The 23744-nt window shown below is 34.4% G+C and carries 21 protein-coding genes and 10 pseudogenes; 29 read left to right on the top strand and 2 right to left on the bottom strand.

Annotated features, from left to right (window positions below; translation table 11 throughout):
- Positions 1-83 precede the first annotated feature (83 nt).
- From JCM13188_RS07540 to JCM13188_RS07430, 24 genes and pseudogenes are all read left to right on the top strand, one after another.
- A pseudogene (locus JCM13188_RS07540) lies at positions 84-504 on the top strand (stage V sporulation protein AB).
- A gap of 13 nt (positions 505-517) precedes the next feature.
- Positions 518-963, top strand: a pseudogene (gene spoVAC, locus JCM13188_RS07535) (stage V sporulation protein AC).
- Between the two features lie 13 nt (positions 964-976).
- Positions 977-1987 (top strand): annotated as a pseudogene (gene spoVAD, locus JCM13188_RS07530) (stage V sporulation protein AD).
- 7 nt (positions 1988-1994) lie between these two features.
- The gene (gene spoVAE / locus JCM13188_RS07525; RefSeq protein ID WP_054753236.1) at positions 1995-2345 is read left to right on the top strand and encodes a stage V sporulation protein AE; all 351 of its coding nucleotides are present in this window, start codon (positions 1995-1997) and stop codon (positions 2343-2345) included.
- A pseudogene (locus JCM13188_RS20675) lies at positions 2345-3354 on the top strand (spore germination protein). Before spoVAE ends, JCM13188_RS20675 begins: the two are co-directional and overlap by 1 nt.
- A gap of 10 nt (positions 3355-3364) precedes the next feature.
- On the top strand, positions 3365-3823 hold the full coding sequence (locus JCM13188_RS18420) for a spore germination protein (RefSeq protein WP_279401533.1): 459 nt from the start codon (positions 3365-3367) through the stop codon (positions 3821-3823).
- A gap of 112 nt (positions 3824-3935) precedes the next feature.
- Positions 3936-5223: pseudogene (gene lysA / locus JCM13188_RS07515) on the top strand (diaminopimelate decarboxylase).
- 26 nt (positions 5224-5249) lie between these two features.
- Positions 5250-5678: a peptidylprolyl isomerase gene (locus JCM13188_RS07510; RefSeq protein ID WP_054753223.1), complete on the top strand. Its 429-nt coding sequence runs from the start codon at positions 5250-5252 to the stop codon at positions 5676-5678.
- Positions 5679-5817: 139 nt separating this feature from the next.
- The gene (locus JCM13188_RS07505) at positions 5818-6222 is read left to right on the top strand and encodes a GNAT family N-acetyltransferase (RefSeq protein ID WP_054753221.1); all 405 of its coding nucleotides are present in this window, start codon (positions 5818-5820) and stop codon (positions 6220-6222) included.
- A 100-nt stretch (positions 6223-6322) separates the two neighbouring features.
- A complete protein-coding gene (locus tag JCM13188_RS07500; protein WP_054753219.1) occupies positions 6323-7063 on the top strand; it encodes a segregation/condensation protein A in 741 nt (246 codons plus the stop codon).
- Between the two features lie 2 nt (positions 7064-7065).
- Complete coding sequence (scpB, locus tag JCM13188_RS07495) at positions 7066-7650, top strand: SMC-Scp complex subunit ScpB (RefSeq protein WP_054753217.1); 585 nt, start codon at positions 7066-7068, stop codon at positions 7648-7650.
- A gap of 25 nt (positions 7651-7675) precedes the next feature.
- On the top strand, positions 7676-8134 hold the full coding sequence (locus tag JCM13188_RS07490; RefSeq protein ID WP_054753215.1) for a DUF3907 family protein: 459 nt from the start codon (positions 7676-7678) through the stop codon (positions 8132-8134).
- A 101-nt stretch (positions 8135-8235) separates the two neighbouring features.
- Positions 8236-9141 carry a D-alanyl-D-alanine carboxypeptidase family protein gene (locus JCM13188_RS07485; RefSeq protein WP_054753213.1) on the top strand — a complete coding sequence of 302 codons (906 nt, stop codon included), beginning with the start codon at positions 8236-8238 and terminating at the stop codon, positions 9139-9141.
- Positions 9129-9734: pseudogene (locus JCM13188_RS07480) on the top strand (nucleoside recognition domain-containing protein). Before JCM13188_RS07485 ends, JCM13188_RS07480 begins: the two are co-directional and overlap by 13 nt.
- Positions 9709-10238, top strand: a pseudogene (locus JCM13188_RS07475) (spore maturation protein). Before JCM13188_RS07480 ends, JCM13188_RS07475 begins: the two co-directional pseudogenes overlap by 26 nt.
- Before the next feature lie 69 nt (positions 10239-10307).
- Positions 10308-11063 carry a pseudouridine synthase gene (locus tag JCM13188_RS07470; protein ID WP_054753211.1) on the top strand — a complete coding sequence of 252 codons (756 nt, stop codon included), beginning with the start codon at positions 10308-10310 and terminating at the stop codon, positions 11061-11063.
- Positions 11064-11114: 51 nt separating this feature from the next.
- Positions 11115-11654, top strand: coding sequence for a thiol-disulfide oxidoreductase ResA (gene resA / locus JCM13188_RS07465; protein WP_279401532.1), 540 nt, complete (start codon positions 11115-11117; stop codon positions 11652-11654).
- 32 nt (positions 11655-11686) lie between these two features.
- Positions 11687-13237: a cytochrome c biogenesis protein ResB gene (gene resB / locus JCM13188_RS07460; protein WP_369404884.1), complete on the top strand. Its 1551-nt coding sequence runs from the start codon at positions 11687-11689 to the stop codon at positions 13235-13237.
- Positions 13238-13321: 84 nt separating this feature from the next.
- Positions 13322-14508: pseudogene (gene ccsB / locus JCM13188_RS07455) on the top strand (c-type cytochrome biogenesis protein CcsB).
- A 25-nt stretch (positions 14509-14533) separates the two neighbouring features.
- A pseudogene (locus tag JCM13188_RS07450) lies at positions 14534-15250 on the top strand (response regulator transcription factor).
- Positions 15250-16988, top strand: a pseudogene (locus JCM13188_RS07445) (ATP-binding protein). The pseudogenes JCM13188_RS07450 and JCM13188_RS07445 overlap by 1 nt, the downstream one beginning before the upstream one ends.
- A 191-nt stretch (positions 16989-17179) precedes the next feature.
- On the top strand, positions 17180-17710 hold the full coding sequence (locus JCM13188_RS07440; RefSeq protein ID WP_054753207.1) for an RNA polymerase sigma factor SigX: 531 nt from the start codon (positions 17180-17182) through the stop codon (positions 17708-17710).
- Positions 17707-17895, top strand: coding sequence for a hypothetical protein (locus JCM13188_RS07435; RefSeq protein ID WP_054753205.1), 189 nt, complete (start codon positions 17707-17709; stop codon positions 17893-17895). Before JCM13188_RS07440 ends, JCM13188_RS07435 begins: the two co-directional genes overlap by 4 nt.
- Positions 17859-18878 carry a hypothetical protein gene (locus JCM13188_RS07430; RefSeq protein WP_054753203.1) on the top strand — a complete coding sequence of 340 codons (1020 nt, stop codon included), beginning with the start codon at positions 17859-17861 and terminating at the stop codon, positions 18876-18878. Before JCM13188_RS07435 ends, JCM13188_RS07430 begins: the two co-directional genes overlap by 37 nt.
- Before the next feature lie 92 nt (positions 18879-18970).
- On the opposite strand, the gene JCM13188_RS07425 is transcribed toward JCM13188_RS07430, so the two are convergent.
- Positions 18971-19465 (bottom strand): inorganic diphosphatase, encoded by a 495-nt coding sequence (locus JCM13188_RS07425; RefSeq protein WP_054753200.1) that lies wholly within the window; start codon positions 19463-19465, stop codon positions 18971-18973.
- Positions 19466-19581: 116 nt separating this feature from the next.
- Here JCM13188_RS07425 and JCM13188_RS07420 point away from each other — a divergent pair, with 116 nt between their 5' ends.
- Positions 19582-19872, top strand: coding sequence for a helix-turn-helix transcriptional regulator (locus JCM13188_RS07420; RefSeq protein WP_054753199.1), 291 nt, complete (start codon positions 19582-19584; stop codon positions 19870-19872).
- A gap of 175 nt (positions 19873-20047) precedes the next feature.
- Here JCM13188_RS07420 and JCM13188_RS07415 read toward each other — a convergent pair whose 3' ends face one another.
- Positions 20048-20290 (bottom strand): ferredoxin, encoded by a 243-nt coding sequence (locus tag JCM13188_RS07415; protein ID WP_054753197.1) that lies wholly within the window; start codon positions 20288-20290, stop codon positions 20048-20050.
- 31 nt (positions 20291-20321) lie between these two features.
- On the opposite strand from JCM13188_RS07415, the gene JCM13188_RS07410 reads away from it, so the two are divergent.
- The 4 genes from JCM13188_RS07410 to JCM13188_RS07395 are packed head-to-tail and all read left to right on the top strand — an operon-like array spanning position 20322 to position 23626.
- Positions 20322-21377, top strand: a complete 1056-nt coding sequence (locus JCM13188_RS07410) for a YpbB family protein (RefSeq protein WP_054753195.1) — start codon at positions 20322-20324, stop codon at positions 21375-21377.
- Positions 21370-22830, top strand: coding sequence for a RecQ family ATP-dependent DNA helicase (locus JCM13188_RS07405; protein WP_054753193.1), 1461 nt, complete (start codon positions 21370-21372; stop codon positions 22828-22830). Before JCM13188_RS07410 ends, JCM13188_RS07405 begins: the two co-directional genes overlap by 8 nt.
- Positions 22827-23426 carry a CPBP family intramembrane glutamic endopeptidase gene (locus JCM13188_RS07400; protein ID WP_054753191.1) on the top strand — a complete coding sequence of 200 codons (600 nt, stop codon included), beginning with the start codon at positions 22827-22829 and terminating at the stop codon, positions 23424-23426. The genes JCM13188_RS07405 and JCM13188_RS07400 overlap by 4 nt, the downstream gene beginning before the upstream one ends.
- Positions 23411-23626 (top strand): hypothetical protein, encoded by a 216-nt coding sequence (locus tag JCM13188_RS07395; RefSeq protein ID WP_054753188.1) that lies wholly within the window; start codon positions 23411-23413, stop codon positions 23624-23626. Before JCM13188_RS07400 ends, JCM13188_RS07395 begins: the two co-directional genes overlap by 16 nt.
- Positions 23627-23744: the final 118 nt, after the last annotated feature.

Genomic DNA, 23744 nt, shown 5'->3' with positions numbered 1-23744 from the left:
TCCACTTGAAGTCGAAATGTTTAATTATGACCAAGATCTTCACCATTATGTTTCTTTTAATGAGAATGAGTTGAATAAAAGCGATGATGATTAGTTATCTCATTGAGGTTTTTATAGGTCTTGCTGGTGGTTTAGCAGTTGGTTCAGGGTTTGTAGCGTTTATATCTGTTTTGGGTATTATCCCAAGGCTAGTTCAACTAAGTAAATCAAAAACCTATTTAGAGTTCTACGAGTGGGCAGTCGTATTAGGAGCACTGTTTGGTATATTTATTTCTTTTACACATATTGATATTCCTGTTCCTATTATTATTGAGATGTTTTGGGGCTTACTACATGGTGTCTTTATCGGAATGTTAGCTGCTGCTTTAACAGAAGTGTTAAATGTTTTCCCTATTTTAGCTAAGCGGATTAGACTAGATCAAAAAAATTGAGTTACTTATGTTAGCGATAGTATTTGGCAAGATTGTTGGATCATTATTTCAGTGGATTATTTATGTAAGGTGAAAGGTGATTAACTATGATAACTAAAGACAATTATGCGAATGACATTAAACCTTATCAACCTAAGCCAAAACTTCTCAAAAACTGTTTGAAAGCATTTGTAGTTGGCGGAATTATTTGTGCTATTGGTCAAGGGCTGACTATTTTTTATATTGAAGTTTTTGGTTTTACTGAAAAAACAGCAGGGAACCCTGTTGTGACCACTTTAATTTTATTGCAGCATTACTTACTGGCTTTGGTGTTTATGATAAAATTGGTCAATTTGCAGGGGCAGGTTCGGCTGTACCTGTTACAGGATTTGCAAACTCGATTACGAGTGCTGCATTGGAACATAAAAGTGAGGGAATCGTACTGGGTGTTGCAACTAATATGTTTAAGTTAGCAGGAAGTGTAATCGTGTTTGGTACTGTATCTGCTTATATAGTTGGTGTTATACGTTATTTAGTTGAGCAGTTTTTGTAAAGGTGGTTAAGTTATGAAGTTAGGTAAACAGTCATGGCAATTTAGTCAAGGTGTTTATATACAGTCCTCTGGGGCAGTGACAGGACCTAAGGAAAATCAAGGACCGTTAAGTGATTACTTTGATTATTCATTTGATAATCTTCATTGTGATGAAAAAAAAAAATTGGGAAAGTGCAGAACGAGCATTACTTAAAAAGTCTATAGATATATGTTTAGGAAAAACAAGCATTAGAGAAGATGCGATTGACCTGTTTATTAGTGGTGATTTGCTAAATCAAAATGTGTCGTCGAACTACATGGCGAGAGAAATGTCATCCTCGTTCTTATGTGTATTTGGGGCGTGTTCGACTTCAATGGAGACGGTCGCGATCGGTTCTTCTTTAATCGATAGTGGTAATTGCAAAAATGTTTTAGCGAGTACATCAAGCCATTATTCAACAGCAGAAAGACAATTTCGTTACCCAACTGAATACGGTGGACAGAAACCGGACACTGCAACTATAACTGTAACTGGAGCGGGTACGATTTTACTAAATAATGAGCCTTCTGATGTAAAAGTTGAAGGTGCTACCATTGGAAAGGTTATAGATTATGGTGTTAGTGATCCACTTGATTTAGGTTCTGCTATGGCACCAGCAGCTGCTGACACCATCGTTCAACACATGAAAGATTTCGGCAGAAAACCAGAAGATTATGATTTAATACTTACGGGAGATTTATCAAGTGTTGGAACTCCTATTGTTAAAAAATGACTGAGCAATCAGGTTATGATATTGAAGGGGTTCATAGAGACTGCGGTCTAATGATCTATAACCCTAATCAACAGATTTTCGCAGGTGGAAGTGGTTGTGCATGTTCTGCAGTTGTGACTTACGGGTATATATTGCAACAACTTAAGGAAAATAAGCTGAAGAGAGTTCTTATAGTAGCTACTGGAGCATTATTAAGTCCAACTTTAGTTCAGCAAAAAGAAACAATTCCATGTATTGCTCATGGTGTTGTCTTGCAAAGGGCGGATGTATAAGATGTTTATGGATTTCTTCTGGGCATTTGTAGTAGGTGGCGCAATATGTGTTGTTGGACAGCTATTACTTGATATCTTCAAATTAACTCCCGCACACGTCATGTCGTCCTTCGTTGTTGCGGGTGCCGTATTAGATGGGTTTAATCTTTATGATAATTTAATAAAATTTGCAGGAGCTGGTGCTACTGTTCCTATTACAAGCTTTGGTCATTCACTATTACATGGTGCCATGACTCAAGCAGAAGAACATGGATTTATTGGAGTAGCTGTTGGGATTTTTCAGTTAACTTCGGCCGGAATTGCTTCTGCCATATTGTTTGGATTTATTGTAGCGTTAATTTTTAAACCTAAAGGGTGATGTTCATGAAACCGGATCAAGAACGGAAGATTACAAAGTCAATTGTTCAAAATAGAAAATTTCTAAAAGACTTAATCGGTATTGGTGTATCGTTTGATGCTGATGTTAGAACCATAAACGTACTTGGAACAGAAGTTGATATTTATTTCGTAACAGGACTCAACGACAAAGATCATATCAACATCGTGATGAAGGAATTATTAGAGTTAAATGATGTTGAGCCCCGTCCAAAACATCTTCATGAATTAATAGAAAATCGATTAGTCAATAGTCAAGTTGAGAAGATTGATGTTACCTATGACGCTGTAACTGAAATTTTGTCTGGTTTAATCGTTATTTTGTTGATGGCTATGACCAAGCATTTGCGGTTGATACTCGGAGTTATCCAGGGCGCTCTCCTTCAGAGCCTGACACAGAAAAAGTAGTTAGAGGATCACGCGATGGTTTTACGGAGAATATTATCGTTAATACGGGGTTAACCCGTAGAAGAGTTCGTGACGATAACCTGCGTTTTGAAATTTTAAGAATTGGAGCTCGATCTAGAACAGATGTTGTCATTGCGTATTTAAGAGATGTTGCAGACCCGGGTTTAGTACAGCGGATTAGATCGAGTTTGGAAAAAGTAGATATTGATGGGCTCGCGATGGCAGAGAAAAGCCTTGAAGAATTTATTGTTGATCAGAAAGTAAATCCATTTCCATTAGTGCGATTCACGGAAAGACCAGACGTCGCTTCAGCTCATTTGTTTGAAGGCCATGTTCTAATTATGGTGGATACATCACCAAGCGTCATTATCACACCGACGACTTTCTTTCATCATGTGCAACATGCTGAAGAGTATAGGCAATCTCCTGTTGTGGGTACATTCGTTAGATGGGTTCGTTTTTTGCTATCTTTTTCTCTATTTTCTTATTGCCCTTGTGGCTGTTGTTTGTTATGGAACCACAACTATTACCGGAGTGGTTATCCTACATTGGTCCTAAGGAGGAAGGTAATATACCGATATTAGTTCAAATTTAATGGCTGATATTGGTGTAGAATTCTTGAGGATCGCTGCTATACACACGCCTACCGCAGTATCTACTGCAATGGGCTTGATTGCAGCTATTTTGATAGGTGAAATAGCTATTGAAGTAGGGTTATTTACACCGGAAATTATATTATATGTAGCAATCAGTGCAATGGGTGCTTATGCAACACCGAGTTATGAATTAAGTGTTGCAAACAAGTTGGCAAGGTTATCTTTAGTATTATTAACAGCGGCTTTAGGCGTTAAAGGATTAGTCATTGGTTTTACGTTATATATTCTCATGTTAACTAAAACAATGTCTTTAAATACACCTTATTTCTGGCCAGTGATTCCATTTAATGCTAGGGCCTTATACCACGTGCTATTCCGTGTGCCTATTCCGCTAGATAAAGTGCGACCAAGCATTGTTCACCCTCAGAATGAAAATAGACGTGAAGGTAATATATAATTGATTACACCTTCGTTCATATGGTAAAGTTTAAGAGATAATTTTAAAATCAATCGATACTTACTACTAACTGGTAAGTATCGATTTAAATTTTGATACATATTGTGAGAAGGTGGTCAATTTGCAAAAGAATCATCTACAAATCGGTGGCGTAGATGCTGTTTATCTTGCCGAACAATACGGTACACCTTTGTTTGTATATGATGTAAATCAAATAAGAGAACGATCTCGGTCGTTTACGAGGACTTTTGAATCTTTAGGTGTAGATTATCAAGTGGCATATGCGAGTAAAGCTTTTTCATCGATTGCTATGCTGCAAGTGGCAAAACAAGAAAATTTAAGTCTTGATGTAGTATCTCAAGGTGAATTGTATACAGCTATAAAGGCAGGTTATCCTGCTGATAAAATTCATATGCATGGAAATAACAAAAGTAAAGAAGAGTTAGAAATGGCAGTGGAATATAATATTGGCTGCATTGTAGTGGATAACTTTTACGAAATAGAGTTGTTAAATGAAATATTGAATCAGCGTCAAACAAACATGAGAGTATTACTACGTGTAACACCAGGAATTGAAGCACATACACATGATTATATTTTAACAGGTCAAGAAGACTCAAAATTTGGTTTTGATTTAATAAGTCAGCAGGCAGACCTAGCAATGGAAATTCTGCTTAAATATGACCGGATAGATGTTCTTGGTGTCCATTGTCACATTGGGTCGCAAATTTTTGAAACGCAAGGATTTATCATGGCTATAAAAAAAATATATGAAAACTCTTGCAAGATGGAAGGAAAAGTATCACTATCAATCTCAAGTGATCAATCTTGGCGGTGGATTTGGGATAAGGTATACTAATGAAGATGAACCTTTACCATTAAATGAATATGTCGTGAAGTTAGTTGAAACGGTAAAGTATGAGACGGAGCAACGTGATTTAGATTTACCAGAAATATGGATTGAACCTGGTCGTTCAATAGTAGGTGAAGCTGGAACAACACTATATACAGTTGGATCGATTAAAAAGCTTCCAGGAGTTCGTAAATATGTTTCGGTTGACGGGGGGTATGACAGATAATATCAGGCCTGCACTCTATCAGGCTAAATATCATGCAGTCGTTGCAAATAAAATAAATGAAACTGTTGAAGAGACAGTTTCAATTGCTGGTAAATGTTGTGAGTCTGGAGATATGTTAATATGGGATTTAGATGTTCCGAATATTGAAAGTGGAGACATATTAGCAGTTGCATCAACTGGTGCATATGGTTATTCGATGGCAAATCATTATAATCGTTTCGCTAAGCCAGCAGTCGTTTTGTTGAAAATGGTCAAGATCGACTTGTTGTTAAACGTGAAACCTATCAAGATGTTGTTGCCAATGATTTATCATATGAATGAAATTAATTTAAAGGAGAAGAAAAGATATGAAACATGCAACGATTAAATTTGAAAATGGTGAACAAATCAAAATCGATTTATATGAAGAAGAAGCTCCAAATACTGTGAACAACTTTGTAAAATTAGCAGAAGAAGGTTTTTATGATGGATTAACATTCCACCGCGTTATCCCTAACTTTGTCATTCAAGGTGGTTGCCCTAGGGGTGATGGCACTGGAGGTCCAGGATACACCATTAAATGTGAAACAGAAGACAATCCTCATAAACATGAGAGAGGAAGTTTATCAATGGCGCATGCTGGTAAAGATACTGGAGGTAGCCAATTCTTTATTTGCCATTCAGCTCAACCACATCTTGATGGTGTTCATACGGTCTTTGGCAAAGTGACTGAAGGAGTCGATGTAGTAGACCGAGTACGTCCTGGTGATGTTATGGACAAAGTAATAGTCGATTAATCCATAGAAGCATATATGTTATAGTAGTTAGTACTTAAATTTGACAAATGTTATAAAATAATTAAAGTATATAATGTATAATATTTAAAAATTTATCTATAACTATATTAAACTATGAAAGACTTTAAGAGGGGTTTTTATGCTAATTAAATATAAAAAGAGCTTTGAAAAGATTGCAATGGGCTTACTTTCATTTATGCCGGATGAAAAAGAAGTTAAGAAATTGCAGTCAACCATTAAGGAGTATGAAGCAAATGATCATTGGCGTTTGTTTCTTTGGAAAGAAGAAGATATCCTTGGTTTAATAGGAGTTCGTATAGATGATGATCAAAAAATGATCGTTCAGCATATAAGTGTTACACCATCTCACCGAAACCAAGGTATTGGTAAAAAGATGGTTAAAGCACTTAATGATCAATTTTCTAATGAATACTTGATTTGTGCAAATGAAAAACCGAAAACTTTGTCAGTACATGTAAAGAAGAATAACTTTATTAATCCCGCTAGTATTAGCGGGATTTCTTATGCATTAATTTATATATAAAATTAATTAACTGTTTATTAGGTCTTATATTTCTTTTTAATTCATTATTTGATAAGATTTGAATGGGTATGCTCAACGCTTCTTTGAAAAGAGTGAAATTATGGAACAACAATCAATTTATCAAGTAAAGTTAGATACATTTGAAGGACCTTTAGATTTATTACTACATTTAATTAACCAATATGAAATTGATATTTATGACGTGCCTATGAGAGAAATAGCTGACCAGTATTTAAATTATATACACACACTACAGGAACTACACTTAGATGTAGCAAGTGAATACTTGGTCATGGCTGCAACTTTATTAGCTATCAAAAGTGACATGTTATTACCTAAACAGGAATTAGAGATTGAAGATGAGTATGAAGAAGACCCTAGAGAAGAACTAATTCAGAGGCTAATTGAATATAAGAAATATAAAGAGGCTTCGCATGTGTTAAAAGAAAGAGAGCATGATGCTAATCAAACATACACAAGACCGCCTATAGACCTTTCGAAATATGAGAATACAGTTAAAGTTACTAAAAGTGATGAAGTAACGATTGTTGATTTAGCGCAGGCTTTTCAAAAAGTACTTAGAAGAAAGCAGTTACTAGAGCCGATGGAGACAACGGTCCAAAGGCAGGAAGTATCAATTGAGAAAAGGATGGACGAGGTTGTAGAACGTCTACAAATTAACAGTGGCAAGCAATCATTTGAAAACCTATTTCCTTATCATGAAAAGTTTGAAATTGTCGCTACTTTTCTAGCTATCCTAGAACTTATGAAAGCTGTAAGAATTTCCTGTTACCAGACTAAAAACTTTGATGATATTATGGTAGAGCTAGCGGAGGTTTAATAATGGAATTAAAGCAATTGAAAGGCATATTAGAAGGGCTCTTGTTTGTATCTGGTGATGAAGGGTTATCAATCAAACAAATTAAAGAAGTATTATCTGTAGACATCGACACCGTTCCTGTGTTGATTGAAGAATTGAAGTATGATTATGAACATAATCAAAGAGGATTATCTATATTAGAACAAAAGGAGGTATATTATCTAACGACTAAACCAGAACATGCACTGTATTATGAAAAGATGAAGGAATCAACCATTTCCTCTAGATTATCTCAAGCTGCATTAGAAACACTGGCCATCATTGCTTATAGGCAACCTATTACAAAAGTGGAAATTGAAGAAATTAGAGGTGTTAAGAGTGACGGACCAGTTCAAACATTAGTATCTAGATTTTTAATAGAAGAGTGCGGGAGGAAAGAAACAAGCGGTAGACCTATTCTTTATCAAACAACAAAAGAGTTTTTAACATTTTTTGGTTTAACTTCGTTAGAAGAGTTACCACCTTTACCAGATGAAGATTTTAATGAAGCGATGCAAGAAGCAGATTTATTTTTAGTGAACAATAATAAATGTTGTAGAGTTTTTTAACATTAAGGAGGAACTGACAACCGTAATGGATACGCACCTTCTTTCTCAAGCGGAGTCAATTAATGAACATTTAACGTTTATCGAATACGAGTTGCACGAATTTTTGGATTTTACAAGTATTGATAAACTTCTTGATTCTGAAAAGAGTTTAAATATTGAGTACCTTCAATCAATTTTTAAAGAATTTAGATATTTGGCTATCTTCTGTGGTGAAGGACGTCAGGCAATTACAAAACTTTTAAAAACAAATAGTATTGAACAAGAGTATTTTGATCGAGTTTATAAAGGGATCTATTATAAGTGTATTATTGAATATTTTTCTCCAAGGGATGAAATATGGTTTGAAGATAGCCGAGCATCTTATCGAAATAAATGCTCAATTGATTTTCAGGAACATCCAGGTCGTTTAATTGTTGAAACCATTAAAAAGATCGAACCATCATTTTTACAGCTTAGAGAACATTTAGATTATCTTGAGCTTTAAAGAGGCAGGTTATAACCTGCCTCTTTTTTTATTCATACATATTGGACAAGAACATATATTGATTATGAGTAGTTTAAGTCCATCAAGTGAGGAGTTCGTCAATGAAAAAGCTCTATTTATTAACCGTTGTTGCCTTATTAGTTTCTGTATTTAGTACAAGCATTGGTTTTAAAGCTGAAGCATCACCAAATGTGTCCGCAAGAAATGCTATTGTGCTAGATATAGATTCAAATGAAATCCTTTATGAAAAGCAGCCCCAAGAAAAACGTAATATCGCAAGTATCACTAAAATCATGACTGCTATAGTTGCGGTTGAAAATGGAGATCTTGATGATCAAGTTACCATTAGTTCTAATGCAGTGAACAAAGAGGGGTCATCAATTTATACAAAGCCAGGGGATCGTTATTCACTTAGAGATTTGGTATATGGTTTAATGCTTAGATCCGGGAATGATGCTGCAACTGCTATTGCAGAACATGTTGGTGGCAGTGAGAAAGGGTTTGCCTTCTTAATGAATGAAAAGCGCAGGTGGATTGGAATGAAAAATAGTTCATTCAAAAATCCTCATGGTTTAGATGAAGAGGATCATTATTCAACTGCATATGATATGGCATTGCTAACTAGTTACGCAATGAAGAATGATGAATTTAGAAAGATCTTTGGCACAAAGAAATATCTTTCTGAGAATATAGATTACTATTGGTTTAATAAAAATAAGTTGCTGATGACAAATGATTACTGCACAGGTGGAAAAACAGGGTTTACCAAAAGTGCAGGACGAACATTAGTCACCACAGCAGAACGAGATGGAAAAGAGATCGTAGTGGTCACCTTAAATGCTTCTAATGACTGGAGTGACCATAGAGTATTATATGATTATGCTTTTGAAAAACTTGAAAAGCGATCAGATGGAATTGATGAGGAAATGTTAGATTTCCCAACATTCATTAAATCATATTTTGATGTTCTAGATCGAATGCATGGGGTAAAAGAATGGTCAACATAATTTGGGTAGCTCTAGCAGTTGTGGGGATTATTTATGCTATTTTTAACGGGACTATTGAAGAAGTTAATAAAGTCATATTTGAAAGTGCAAACGAGTCGGTCTATCTCATTATAAGTTTAGTTAGTATATTAGTTTTTGGTTAGGTCTGATGAAAATAGCTGAGGAAGCGGGTTTGTTGGTAAAATTGGCTAATTTATTTAAGCCTTTATTTACAAGGTTGTTTCCTGATATTCCTCATGATCATCCTGCCATGGGGTATATCTTATCAAACTTCTCTGCAAATGTTTTTGGGCTAGGTAATGCAGCAACACCGCTTGGGATTAAAGCCATGAAAGAAATGAAAAATTAATGATGATCAAGAGGACGCATCACGTTCAATGATCACCTTCTTAGCTCTTAACACTTCTAGTGTGACGATTATTCCTACCACTATTATCGCTATTAGAATGCAATATGATTCAAGCGCACCTACAGAAATTGTAACCTCTACGATCCTAGCAACATTAATATCTACTACAGGAGCTATATTAGTCGATCGTTATTTTTATTATCGTAGACAAGGGAGACTTGGGTATGATCATTCAAATAAGTAATTACATTATTCCCTTCATCATTTATTTGTTTTACTATATGGTACTTATAAACGAGTCCCAACTTATGAAAAATTTGTTGAAGGAGGTAAGGAAGGAGTATCACTCGCTATTTCCTTGCTTCCTTTTTTATTAGGTATGATTGTTTCCATTAGTATATTTAGAGCATCAGGTGCCATGGATGCATTTGTTTCATTAATTGCTCCGGTTCTATCATTTTTAAACGTACCGCCTGATATCGTACCATTAGCTTTAACGAGACCTATTTCGGGGACTGCATCCTTAGGGGTTGCAACTGATATAATTAAAACAGAAGGACCCGATTCGTTTATTGGGAAATTAGCCTCTACCATGCAAGGGAGTACGGATACGACATTATATATTTTGACGGTCTATTTTGGCGCGGTTGGAATTAAGAAAATGGGAGATGCGCTTAAGGTTGGACTGATTGCTGATTTTATTGGTATAATAGCATCGTTAGTTATTTGCTACATGTTATTCGGATAATATATAGAAAAAGGGGGAGCGTTAACTTCTGGTTAACGCTCTTATCTTTGTATATAGAAAGGTGATTTTATGGATCGTCAAGAGCGTTTACAAAAAGCAATTGCTAAAAGCGGATTTACATCAAGACGAAAAGCAGAAAAACTCATTACAGATGGGCGGGTAAAAGTTAATAACGAAAAAGTAACCGAACTTGGAACCAAAGTGGGGCCAAATGATCAAATTGAAGTAGATGGAATTCCATTAGAGAAAGAAGAGCCAGTTTATTTTCTTTTATATAAACCACGGGGTGTGATCTCAAGCGTTAGCGACGACCGTGGCCGAAAGGTTGTTGGTGATTTAATTAGTGATGAGATTGATCAGAGACTATTCCCTGTAGGTCGCTTAGACTATGATACTTCTGGTTTAATATTATTAACAAATGATGGTGAATTCTCTCAAAAACTCATTCACCCGAGCTATAAAATTAATAAAGTATATGTGGCTAAAATTAAAGGAATCCCTTCAAAGGAAGAAATCAATCTGCTGAAAAAAGGCGTAGAGCACGATGGGGAATATTTGAAATGCGTTAGTAGTCGTATTTTAAAAACGGACTTTAAAAAGCAAAAAAGCATTATTGAACTGACGCTTCAGGAAGGTAAAAATAGACAAGTTCGCCGAATGTTAGAATCGTTAGGCTATCAAGTGGAGAAACTTAAACGTGAACGATTCGGACCGTTAAATTTAGGAAACTTAAATCCTGGTGAGTATCGTGAATTGACGCCACATGAAGTAAAGCAATTTTCAGATTTAGCAAAAAAAAAAATGTTAAATAATGTTCAAACATGATTTTCTTGCGTTTTAACCACAGTGTTATAATGGCGATAAGGAGGTCGGATGATGTTCAAAAACAAGAAAACAAGACTGGTCTTTCGTAGTGTTGTATTGTCAATTTTAGTTATTACAACGATATTAGTTTTATATATAAACAGCCTTCAAGATAATCCGATATTAGCTGAAGGTGACCCTGCAGAAGACTTTGTATTAGAACGCTTGGATAACGGAGAAGAGATTCAGCTTTCTGAATTAGAAGGCAAGGGTGTTATGATTAACTTTTGGGCAACCTATTGCGGACCATGTAAAAAAGAGATGCCGTACATGGAAGAACTGTATCAAAAATATCAAGATCAAGGTATCGAGATTATCGCCGTAAGTGTTGATAAAAATAGAATGGTCATTGAAAACTTTTATAACAGATACAATTTATCATTCCCATTAGTACACGACAAAAATGGTACAATTATGGAACTTTACAATGTACAACCTCTACCAACATCTTATTTTATAAACCCGGATGGAACTATAGAGCGTGTTGTAAAAGGACCATTGACTTTAGATCGTTTAGAGACTTATTTCAAAGAGATTTTACCTAAAGAATAGCAAACATAATTGTTTGACCGTGAGGGATAGATATGAATAAGATCAAATGTGAATGCGGACACATTAATCATGAAGGTACAGTACTTTGTGAAGCATGTGGTAAACCAATAAAAGAAAACCAACATATAGATGGTAACGACCAGCAAAAGGTACTTGAGATGCGTTATGAAGGAAGTGCACGCAGATCCAAAACGTACAAACGAACGTTTATTGATAAAACTTGGGCATTTTTCTCATCAGTTAAAGTGGGAGTTTGGTTAATAGTCGCAGCATTGATCGCAGCTGCTATAGGTACATTGTACCCACAAGAAGAATTTAAAAATTCAGTACTTCCTTCTAGTCAATTCTATGAAGAACAATATGGGTTAACAGGTAAAATATTTTACCAATTAGGGTTTCACAACTTGTATAGCTCATGGTGGTTTATAACGCTAATTGCACTTATTGGTATCTCATTAGTCATCTGTTCTATTGACAGGTTTGTCCCATTACATAGAGCGCTTAAGAATCAAAAAGCAAAAAGGCATGAAGTTTTCGTAAGAAGGCAACGCTTTTTTAGTGAATCAGAGAATGTAACAGAAGATGAGAAAAACAAATTAATTGAACGTTTAAAAAAGAAGCGGTACAAAATCACTGAAGACGATGGACATATTTTAGCTGAAAAAAACCGTTTCTCACGTTGGGGGCCCTATGTCAATCACATTGGACTCATTATAATTTTAATCGCAGGTATCCTTAGAATGTTTGATTTCATGCATACAGAAGGTTATATATGGGTGCGAGAAGGGGAAACAAAGGTCCTTCCAACGACAGAACAACAATATTACATCAAAAATGATAAATTCATTTATGAAACATATGACCGTAACGATGAACGATTTCAGGAAGCACTAAAGAATGAAGAATTTGACGTTCCGAGTAATTTCCAAACAAATGCAACTGTCTATAAAGTTAAAGGCGATATTATTCCAGGTCAAGAGCCTGAACTTGAGAAAGTCACAAGTGGTTCAATTAGACTTAATGAGCCAGTTACATTTGATGGGTATGGCATTTATCAGTCAGGTACTCAGTTGAAAAGTGAATATAAGACTATTTCTTTTAATGCTGAAACGAACAATGGTAACGGATTAGGTGGATTTAAGTTTGATACGAATAAAGACAAACGAATATTTAAACTTGACCAAGGTTACCAAGTTGAAATTAAAGATTATTACCCACAATTTGAAATTACAGAAGAAGGACCTTCATCTTTTTCAAAATATCCACGGAACCCTGGTATTATTTTTGAAGTTACTGGACCTGATATTGAAAAAGAGAGATTCTTTTACATTGACGAATCTGTTATTGCCTTGAATGACAATCACACCATAAACTTATCAGTAGAAGATACAGAATTAATCACTGCTTCTGGGTTAATCGTTAAGAAGGATTACTCACTTCCTTTCTTTTTAATTGGAGCTGTTATATTTATGATTGGTGTTGCACAAGGTTTATACTGGCATCACAGAAGGGTTTGGATTCATCCGAAAGGTGAACAGTTCTTAATAGCTGGCCACACTAATAAAAAACTGGTTTGGTCTTAAAAATGAAATCGAAGCATCTATAGAGGGCACATCAATCAATATGGTCAATGACCAACAGGAGAAGATCTAAAAGGAGGGTCTATTATGGATTTATATGCGCTAAGTAGTAATTTCTTATATGCCGCATTTATTTTGTATTTAATTGCAACCTTGTTTTTTGGTGCAACCATCGGTAATAAACGTGAAGCAAACACAAAATCAAAAGCTTCTAAAATTGCTATTACGGTTACGATTTTAGGTTTTATTACCCAACTGACTTATTTCTTTATAAGATGGTCTGCAGCAGGTCATGCCCCAGTCAGTAATATGTTTGAGTTTATCGCGTTTTTTCGGTATGATGCTTGTATTTGCGTTTATTATCATTTACTTCATCTATCGAGAAACAATCCTAGGGTTATTTGCTCTACCAACCGCTATCTTAATTATCGGATACGGTTCGATGTTTCCAACTGAAATATCTCCATTAGTTCCGTCGCTACAGTCTCATTGGCTATATATTCACGTAACGACTGCAGCAACCGGTGAAGCTATACTAGCTATTAGTTTTGTTGCAGGATTAGTCTATTTAATTGCAAAAATTGACCAGACTAAAAGATCATCTCAAACCACTTGGCTAGAATTTGTGTTATTTTTTGTATTTGCAACAGCGGCGTTTATTATTATTACGTCTAGTTTTGAAGCAGCGGGTTACCAAGCGGAATTCAACCAAACAATTGATGGTGCTGAACAATCTGTAGAATATCATTTACCACCTTTAATTGAACCTAATAATTCAGAGCTAACCTCAAATGGATTTACATCAGGTATTGAAGCGCCGGCCTGGATGCATGGTTCAAACGCAGGATCAAAATTCAATACATTGGTTTGGTCAATCTTAGGTGGTTTAATTCTTTATGGGTTAGCAAGATTAATACTAAGGAATAGAGTTGCAGCAGCCATACAGCCTAAGCTATCTAGAGTAAATATAGACAAGGTAGATGAAATCATTTACCGATCCGTCGCAATTGGTTTTCCAGTCTTCACATTAGGAGCTTTAATATTTGCGGCTATATGGGCTCAGGATGCCTGGGGTCGCTTTTGGGGATGGGATCCTAAAGAAGTATGGGCACTCGTTACTTGGCTATTCTATGCAGCGTTTTTTACATTTACGTTTAGGTGCTGGGTGGCATGGTGAGAAATCCGCCTGGTTAGCAGTTGTCGGTTTTACTATTATAATGATGAATTTAATATTTGTTAACTTAGTTATTGCAGGTTTACACTCATATGCTTAAAAAATAATTAAAGGAGTTGTCTTACATGTCTGAACAAGCGAAAATCTTGGTAGTTGATGATGAAGAGCGAATCCGACGTTTACTAAAACTTTATTTAGAACGTGAGGAATATGTCATAGAAGAGGCTGAAAACGGTGAAGAAGCTTTAAGAAAAGCTTTAGAAATTGATTTTGATTTAATATTACTAGATTTAATGCTTCCAGAAATGGATGGCGTAGAAGTATGTACTAAACTCCGTGAACGTAAGGCAACACCTGTGATTATGTTAACAGCTAAAGGAGAAGAGTCGAACCGCGTTCAAGGCTTTGAAGTCGGAGCAGACGATTATATAGTTAAACCATTTAGCCCTCGTGAAGTCGTTTTGAGAGTTAAGGCTTTATTACGTCGTTCATCATCAACAAAATATTTAAAAACGGATACTGATTCCCATGATGTGATTGTTTATCCTCATTTAACCATCGATAAAGATGCACATCGGGTAATTGCTGATGGGGTTCAAGTTAATTTAACACCAAAAGAATATGAATTACTCTATTATTTAGCAAAGACACCTGATAAAGTGTTTGACCGCGAAGAGTTACTGAAAGAAGTGTGGGAGTATGAATTTTTGGTGATTTAAGGACAGTTGATACTCACGTAAAAACGACTAAGAGAAAAATTAAGCAAAGTTTCAGAAGATGCTGCAAAAATGATTGTGACGGTGTGGGGAATCGGGTACAAGTTTGAGGTAATCGATTCATAATGCTTTGGAGAAGTGTTGTTTTTAAACTATGGTTTACGATTATTTTATTAGTTGCTTTCGTCTTAATGATCTTAACTGTATTTTTACTTGAGTTTTTTGAGGATTTCTATGTTCAAGATGCTGAAGAAAATCTGATGAACCAGGCTGAAAATGTTGCAGTAGTCATAGACCAACATAAAGAAACATCTCTAACTTTAGATACAATTGATCAATTATTAGCACCTCAAACCAGTGTTACGGTCTTTTTTACCGAACATGATTTTTGGCAAAATAAAATGGACGCGAATAAACCTTCTATTGAACCTAGTTGGTTTGTAAGTAATGATGAAATAAGTGGGGTATTTAATTCGAACGAATCGGTTCGAAAAATTACGACACTACCAAATAGTAACGCGGAAATTATAATAGTTGGAATGCCAACAGTAGACAACAACGGAGCAATCTATGTTTATCAGTCACTTGAAGTAGTTGAAGAAACTACTACTAAAGCTACAAAAATCATTTTATTAGCGGCAACTATTGCCATCGTACTTACAACTATTTTTGCATTCTTCTTATCGAGTCGTATAACAGCACCTCTGATCAAAATGAGAAGAGTAGCGGGAGAATTATCCCGTGGTGAATTTAATACGAAAGTTCCAGTATTAACTCATGATGAAATTGGTGAATTAGCTATTTCATTTAACCGAATGAGAAGACAGTTAAATTACCATATAACAGCTTTAAACCAAGAAAAATCGCAATTATCGAGTATCTTAAAATCGATGGCAGACGGTGTTATTACAGTAAATAAACAACTGGGTGTTATGCTGATTAATCCACCTGCTGAACAGTTTTTATCGCAGGTTAATTTTCAAGGAGACAATGAGGATTATACATTGCCACAAGAATTAAGGAAGACATTGCAGAATGTGATTGAGGAAGAGCAGGAATATGCAAAAGAAATTGTAGCTCAAGGACGTAATTTTGTATTAGTCATGACCCCATTATATATTGAAGGTGAGGCCAGGGGAGCTGTAGCAATTATTCGTGATATGACAGAGGAACGACAGTTAGATAAATTGCGTAAAGATTTCCTTGCTAACGTCTCACATGAATTAAGAACGCCAATCTCGATGATGCAAGGTTATTCAGAAGCGATTGTTGATGATATTGCAGAAACTAAAGAGGAAAAGCAAGAATTAGCTCAAATTATTTACGATGAATCATTAAGGATGAACCGTTTAGTTAATGAACTTCTTGACTTAGCGCGTATGGAAGCAGGACATATACAAATTAGTAAAGAAAATGTAGAGGTAAAACCTTTTGTTAAGCGGATTGTTAAGAAATTCCACTCAATCGCTGATGAACAACAAATAGAGTTAGTAGAACATGTTCCAGTTGACTTAACATATTCTTTTGACCCGGACCGAGTTGAACAAGTGTTGACTAACTTAATCGATAATGCCATGAGACACACACCTAATAGCGGTAAAATTGAAGTTAAAGTTGATGAAAGCAATAATGAACTTACGTTTTATATTAATGATAATGGCTCTGGCATACCGGAAGAAGACTTACCATTCATTTTTGAACGTTTCTATAAAAGTGATAAAGCAAGAACTAGAAATGGGCAAAAGAAAGGAACTGGCTTAGGACTGTCGATTGCTAAACATATTGTTGAGGCACATGGTGTTCAATTTACGCTAAAAGTCAATTGGGTGAGGGGACTACATTTATATTTTCAATACCTCAATAATCGTATACGACAATGAAAAGTAAGCCCAGACTAATGATTTAAATATAATCTTAGTTTGGGTTTTATTCATGCATTCATAGAACAACAATTGCAATATTAATTTGAGATGTTGTTTTATATGATAAAATATTGGGTGTTGTAACTTTTATACATATATTTCGACTATATATTTGAGAACGGAGGCTCTACGAATGAAAGCTGTCTTTCAAGAGCTGTATGAAAAATATCACCAAGATTTATTTTCTTTTATTTATTATATGGTAAAGGATCAAACAACAACAGAGGATTTAGTTCAAGAGGTTTACATAAGAGTTCTAAAATCTTATGACACATTCAAAGGCGAAAGTAGTGAAAAAACGTGGCTATTCTCAGTAGCTAGACACGTTACGATTGATCACTTCAGAAAATACGGTAAACAGAAAAAACACACTGCAAATCAATTTGATGTTAACGAACATTCAAATTTATTAAAAGATCAATCCCCGACACCACAAGAAATAGCAGAAAAAAGCGAAGAAATTCAAGATATGTATAAGTGTTTAGATGAATGCACGGAAGACCAACGCATGGTCATTATCTTAAGGTATATTCAACAACTATCCATTAAAGAAACCGCAGACGTACTTAATTGGACAACAAGCAAAGTTAAAACGACACAACATAGAGCGATTAGCGTTTTAAAAGAACTTATGTTACAGCGCGAAGGAGGGCATACAGAATGAGTAAACAACATAATGATGATTCAATTGAAAAACTATTGTCTGAGATGCCCAATATTAATGACAAAAAGACGTTTGATGATTATTACGAAAAGGTATTAGAAGAGATTAATATTGAAGATGAGCCTAAAAAGAAAAAATTACTTGGTTATTGCCAGCAATATCAACTGCCGCTGCACTTTGTTTAGCGATCATAGTCGGCTATCAGTTCGTTGGTTCTAACGAAACTGCTGATCAAATAGGTGTACAGAACAATGAATCAAGTTCGTATGATACAGATAGTAATCAACAAGAAAGTGTTGAAAAAGCAGAAGAGGCTGAAGGGGAAGAATCCAAACCATTTTCAGAACAACCTCAGGCTGAATCAAATATAATCGAGTCATCTGGACCCAGACTGTTAAGTGAAGAACAAGTAGTTTCCGATAGCATACACAAGGCAACTTTAATCATTCCAGGTCCTGCCGCTCAATATTTTGTGCCTTTGACTTATTTTATCCCTGAAAATAATGATCCTTATACTTTCTTTAATCAACAGGATGAGGTCGTACAACAAGAAGAATTAAAAACCAATTTAAATCATTACGCCCAATTCGTGGGAACTAATAATAAGTCTGTCCCTATTGTTCAGGTTGATGAAACTCAATTGCAAGGTTCAGCTAGTGAATTGGCACTTTCTGAGTCGCTAAGTTATTTTCAATCATTAGGGCATGAGCAAATACAATTACAAGATTCAGAGGGTAAATCTTTAGACCTTCCTCATTCTGGAACGATCGATCAATACACTTTTGACGAACAAAAATATGCTTATAAATTATTTGAAACTAAAAATAGGTATTTTTGGGTAAGAAAGAGATTAAATCAAAGCATGTCTATGGAAGAGGCAATTGATGAACTAAAGATAAATGAAAAGAATTTAAATGTTATTGCACCTATTCCTAAGGATTTAGAAGTAAATTTTTCTGAGGATAGCGCGGTTTTAGAAATTAATATTCATTCAAAATTATCACCAAGTAATCAGGAGTCCGTGCAAAGATTGATAGAAGCTATGTTATTAACAGCTGGTTCATTCGGTTATAATCAAATTCAATTTACTAATTTAAATATGAATCAAGTAGGACCATATGACTTAACTGAGCCTATTCATGTTCCTGAATATATCAATGTTCAATAGACCTTTTAAGCTTAATTAAAGTATATTAAAAAATCCGAACTGAGTAGAGTCATGAACTCTAATTTAGTTCGGATTCTTCTTAATTATTTTTATTAATTTTGATCTTGATAACGTTTAACACATTCATCAATTAACTTGCTTGCAGCTTCTGGACCTTCCCAATCACCAATTTCAGTCTTTTTGCCTTGCAAATCTTTGTATGTTTGGAAGAAATGAGAAATCTCATCTAATTTGTGTTGAGGTACATCCTCTAATGAATAAACATCTTTGAAACGAGGGTCTTCAACTGGTACTGTAAGTAATTTTTGGTCTTCTTCACCACTATCAATCATGTTTAGGAAACCAATAACACGTGCATCAATGACGCATCCAGGGAAAGTAGGGTTAGTGACTAGTACAAGTGCATCTAATGGGTCATCATCTAATGCAAGTGTTTCATCTAGATATCCGTATTCTGCTGGATAGAATTGTGGTGAGAATAGAACACGATCAAGTTTAAAAACACCTTTTTCTTTATCAAATTCATACTTATTCTGGCTACCTGTAGGAATTTCTACAAATACTTCTACAATTTTATTTTCTGCCATAGTTAGTCCTCCTTATGCTTATTTCGATTACTTATTATACCAATCTTTATATAGTAAGAAAAGCAAGATTCATGGTAAAATGATATAAAATGACAAAATGTATGTGAGGGAATGCGATGAATGAACAAGAATTAGTGAAAGTCCTTTCATCTAAGATTAAACTAGTCAGAAGCGAATTTAAATATAATCAAGATGAAATGGCATCTATTCTTGGCATTTCAAAGAAGACAATTGTGCAAATTGAAAAAGACAGGCAACTAGCAAGCTGGCCTGTCATCGTAACCTTTGCAAGTATCTTTAGAGATAGTTCTATTATACAGCAGGAATTCGGAGAAGAGGATATTGTTCATCTATTACAAACCATTGCACGAAAAATATTCACTTACATCAATCTCAAAAATGGATGAACCATACATTTTGGAAAGTCATAGACGAACAAAACGGTCTAATACTGCAAAGACATGTAATGACACATTATTATAGAATAGTTGATCAATTAGGTGAAAGGTTGTTTAGTAGTTTTTATAAAAAAAGTGCTGTCAAACACTTCAAAGAAATGACTGCCTATTATCATAAATAAGTTTATAAGTAACTTTTGGATTTAATGGGAAAATCCAAAAGCTGAATAGATTCTGTTGGACAACCTTCATAAGCATCCTCAAGATCTTCTAATAATTCATCTGGAACTTTTATTGTGCCAGTATTCTGATCAATTAAATTAAAGGCTACACCGGTTTCATCGTAATCAAACAGATCGGGAGCTGTTGCGCCACAAGCGCCACAAGCTATACAAGTGTCTTGATTCACGTAAGTATATTTAGACATATTTAATCCTCCAACATTTCTGAGGTGTGACATGATTAATTTCAAAGAAACATTACTATATATTTTATCACGATTAAACGGTCAACGTACAGCATACGCAGCTTACCATATCCTACAAGGTAAAAAATCAGCTCAAACCATTCAGGACATACACCTTTTTCAATTAAGAAATGCCTATGGTATACTTCCTCATTTAAGAAAAGAAGTTTATTCTAACTGGCTGGATGAATGTATTAAAGATGGATATATCAAGATAGATCCTGTTTCGTTTTCTTTAACTGAAAAAGGCAAGACGTTCATTGATTTTGACGTATTAGATCCATTAATATATTTTAATGGTTTCAAATACCATCGCATAGATCAAAAATGGTTTAGCACATTACAATTGTTGATGCAGTCATTGTCAAATTTATCATATAAGAATAAACGCTTTATTCCTATAACGGATGATTTTGATGTTCAGAATCAGGTTAAACGGTTACTAACTATACATGACCATAGCTTATTAGCAGGATTATTAAAGCATGAATTAGAGCTACTATTAAATCAATGTGAAGAAGTAAATGCCAATATATTTACAATTCAATTATCTGGGTATAAACGGATAGGATTAAACCAGAAGCAAGTGTCAGATTTATTTCAGTTAAATGTAGAAGATGTTCAATTAATTACGAAAGCTGTCATTCACGATCTATTAGGAAAAATCACTCGAGAACGAGAGCAATATCCAATTTTGAGTGATTTAATTATAGATGACCGTCATACCTCATTAACAAGTTCTGCACAGCAAACCTATAATCTATTAAAAGAGGGAAGGAATATAAAAGAGGTTGAACAAATTCGTCATTTAAAAGAAAGCACCATTCAAGATCATATTATAGAAATAGCCACACAAGTTGATGATTTCGATATTGCTCCATATATTGATTTAGAAACAATTAAACGGATTATTCAAGTCGTGAACCAAACCAACACAAAAAGATTAAAGAGTTTAATGGAGAAATTGGATCACTCAGTGACATATTTTGAACTTAGACTAGTTCTGGCTAAATATCATACATATAAAGAGAGTGTCGTTTATGATTAAACAAGGTGATCGAAGTTTAGAACAGGCATTATATCATTATTTTGGGTTCTCCTCGTTTAGAGAAGGGCAAAAAGAAATTATAGAATCGGTACAATTAAATCAACATACACTTGCAACTTTGCCAACTGGGAGTGGAAAGTCTATTTGTTATCAATTGCCTGCGAAACTTTCAAAAGGGACAACGCTTGTCGTATCACCATTAATTTCATTAATGATTGACCAAGTAAAATTGTTGAAATCTCAAGGGTTTAAACAAGTAACATCTATAAATAGTATGTTGGATCAACGGCAAAAACGAAACGTGCTTAATCATTTACATCAATACCAGCTAGTTTATTGCTCACCTGAAATGCTTCAGCACCCGTTGGTTATGAATCGATTGAAACAAGTGGGTGTTTCGCTGTTTGTAATTGATGAAGCACATTGCATTTCACAGTGGGGTCATGAATTTAGACCAGATTATTTGAGGTTAAAAGATGTAATAAAAGAATTAAATGAACCAACTGTACTTGCTTTAAGCGCGACAGCAACACCTAAAATTCAAAATGATATTATTCATTATCTTGATTTGGAAATGAAGAAGATTATTTATCCTATGGATCGAACAAATATATCTTACAATGTACTAAAATCTAATCATGTTACCGAAAAGCAAGAGCAACTCTTAGATGTGATTGAACGAGTCAATGCTCCAACTATGATTTATTTTTCTAGCAGACAAGTAACAGAACAAATTTGCTCTCAGTTACAGAGAAACTTTCCAGAACGATCCATTGCTTTTTACCACGGTGGAATGGAGCAACATGATCGTTTATTAATACAGCAACAATTTATGCTAGGTCAGCTAGATATAATATGTTGTACAAGTGCATTCGGAATGGGAATAAATAAAGATGACGTCAGGTTAATTATTCATTACCATTTGCCAAGTAATATTGAATCTTTTATCCAAGAAACAGGTAGAGCAGGTCGTGACGGTGAACATAGTGTAAGTGTGTTATTATACACAGATGGTGATGAGGCATTGCCTTTTCAGCTCATTGACTCAGAGTTGCCTGAAGATCAAGAAATAGCTTTATATGTAAACCATGATATAAAAGATTCGTTAACAGAAGTAAAAGAGAGATTTCTTAAACTTCAAATAGATCAACTTAATGAAAGTTCTAATGAATACATTATTAAAGAGATAATTAACATCCGTAATAAACGAAAAGAAATTAAGCTTAAAAGTGTTTTAGAGCTATTAAAATGGGTTAATGTTGAACAATGTAGACGACAAGCGCTATTTGAATCTTATCAATCCGTTGTTAGGAGTTCAGATTATGAGTGTTGTGATCATTGCGGATTTGTTTTAACTTCGTGGAAGGTCACGCAAACAGACCGAAGATCTAATTTAAATGAGTGGAGAAGAATACTTAATGAATTGTTACCTAATGAGAAGGTGACTCAATGAAGAAGCAAACTGAAATCATAATGCAACTAACTAAACGAGAATTAATTTTAAACTTATATTTTTCACAAATTATTTTTATAGTAATTGCATTCTTATTATCTTATATTTTATTAAATGATATAACATCACTTATTCATATGTTTAATTGGGAAATTAGAGAGCTTTTTATATATGGCTTCCTTCCCGGTTTGCTTATAGTTATAATAGATCTTCTGTTAATTAAACTTTTATCTGAAAAACATTATGATGATGGTGGAATTAACAAAAGAATATTTACATCATTATCGATTCCTCAAATATTTTTATTAGCATTAGTTGTTAGTTTTTCTGAAGAACTGTTATTTAGAGGAGTTTTACAAACGAGTTTTGGGTTTATAATAGCTAGTATTTTATTTGCATTAGTTCATTTCCGTTATTTAAATAAACCAGTATTATTGGTTTCTGTTTTAATTCTATCTTTTTTAATAGGTTATTTGTTTTTATTAACTAACAACTTGTTAGTTACCATAACAACTCATTTTACGATTGATTTTCTTTTAGGAATGTATTACCGAGTATACTATTCAGAGGTGAAGCCAGCATGGGAGAGCAGGTAAATAAGGTAGAAAAAGATTTAAATGAATACAATTTACCATCTAGAAAGGAAAGGCATAGAAGAAAAAGTCGTTCAAAGAAGAATATAAATTTTGACGTCAATCAAATGAAACTAAGTCAATACATTTTAAAAACATTATTATTTTTATTCGTGATCTTAATTATTACTATTCCCTTTGCCTATATTTATTGGTTACAATGATAATAGTTTATTATAATCGTCGAGATTTTAATAAAACTATACTACTCTTGCTTATATCTAGTGGCAGGAATAAATATATTTTCAGTAGAATTAAATCCATTAAACAATTCGAATTAAT

Source organism: Piscibacillus salipiscarius JCM 13188 (assembly GCF_001311865.1).
Classification (GTDB): domain Bacteria; phylum Bacillota; class Bacilli; order Bacillales; family Alkalibacillaceae; genus Piscibacillus; species Piscibacillus salipiscarius.
Note: the sequence above shows the minus strand (reverse complement) of the source record. Positions and strands in the feature narration are given on the sequence as shown.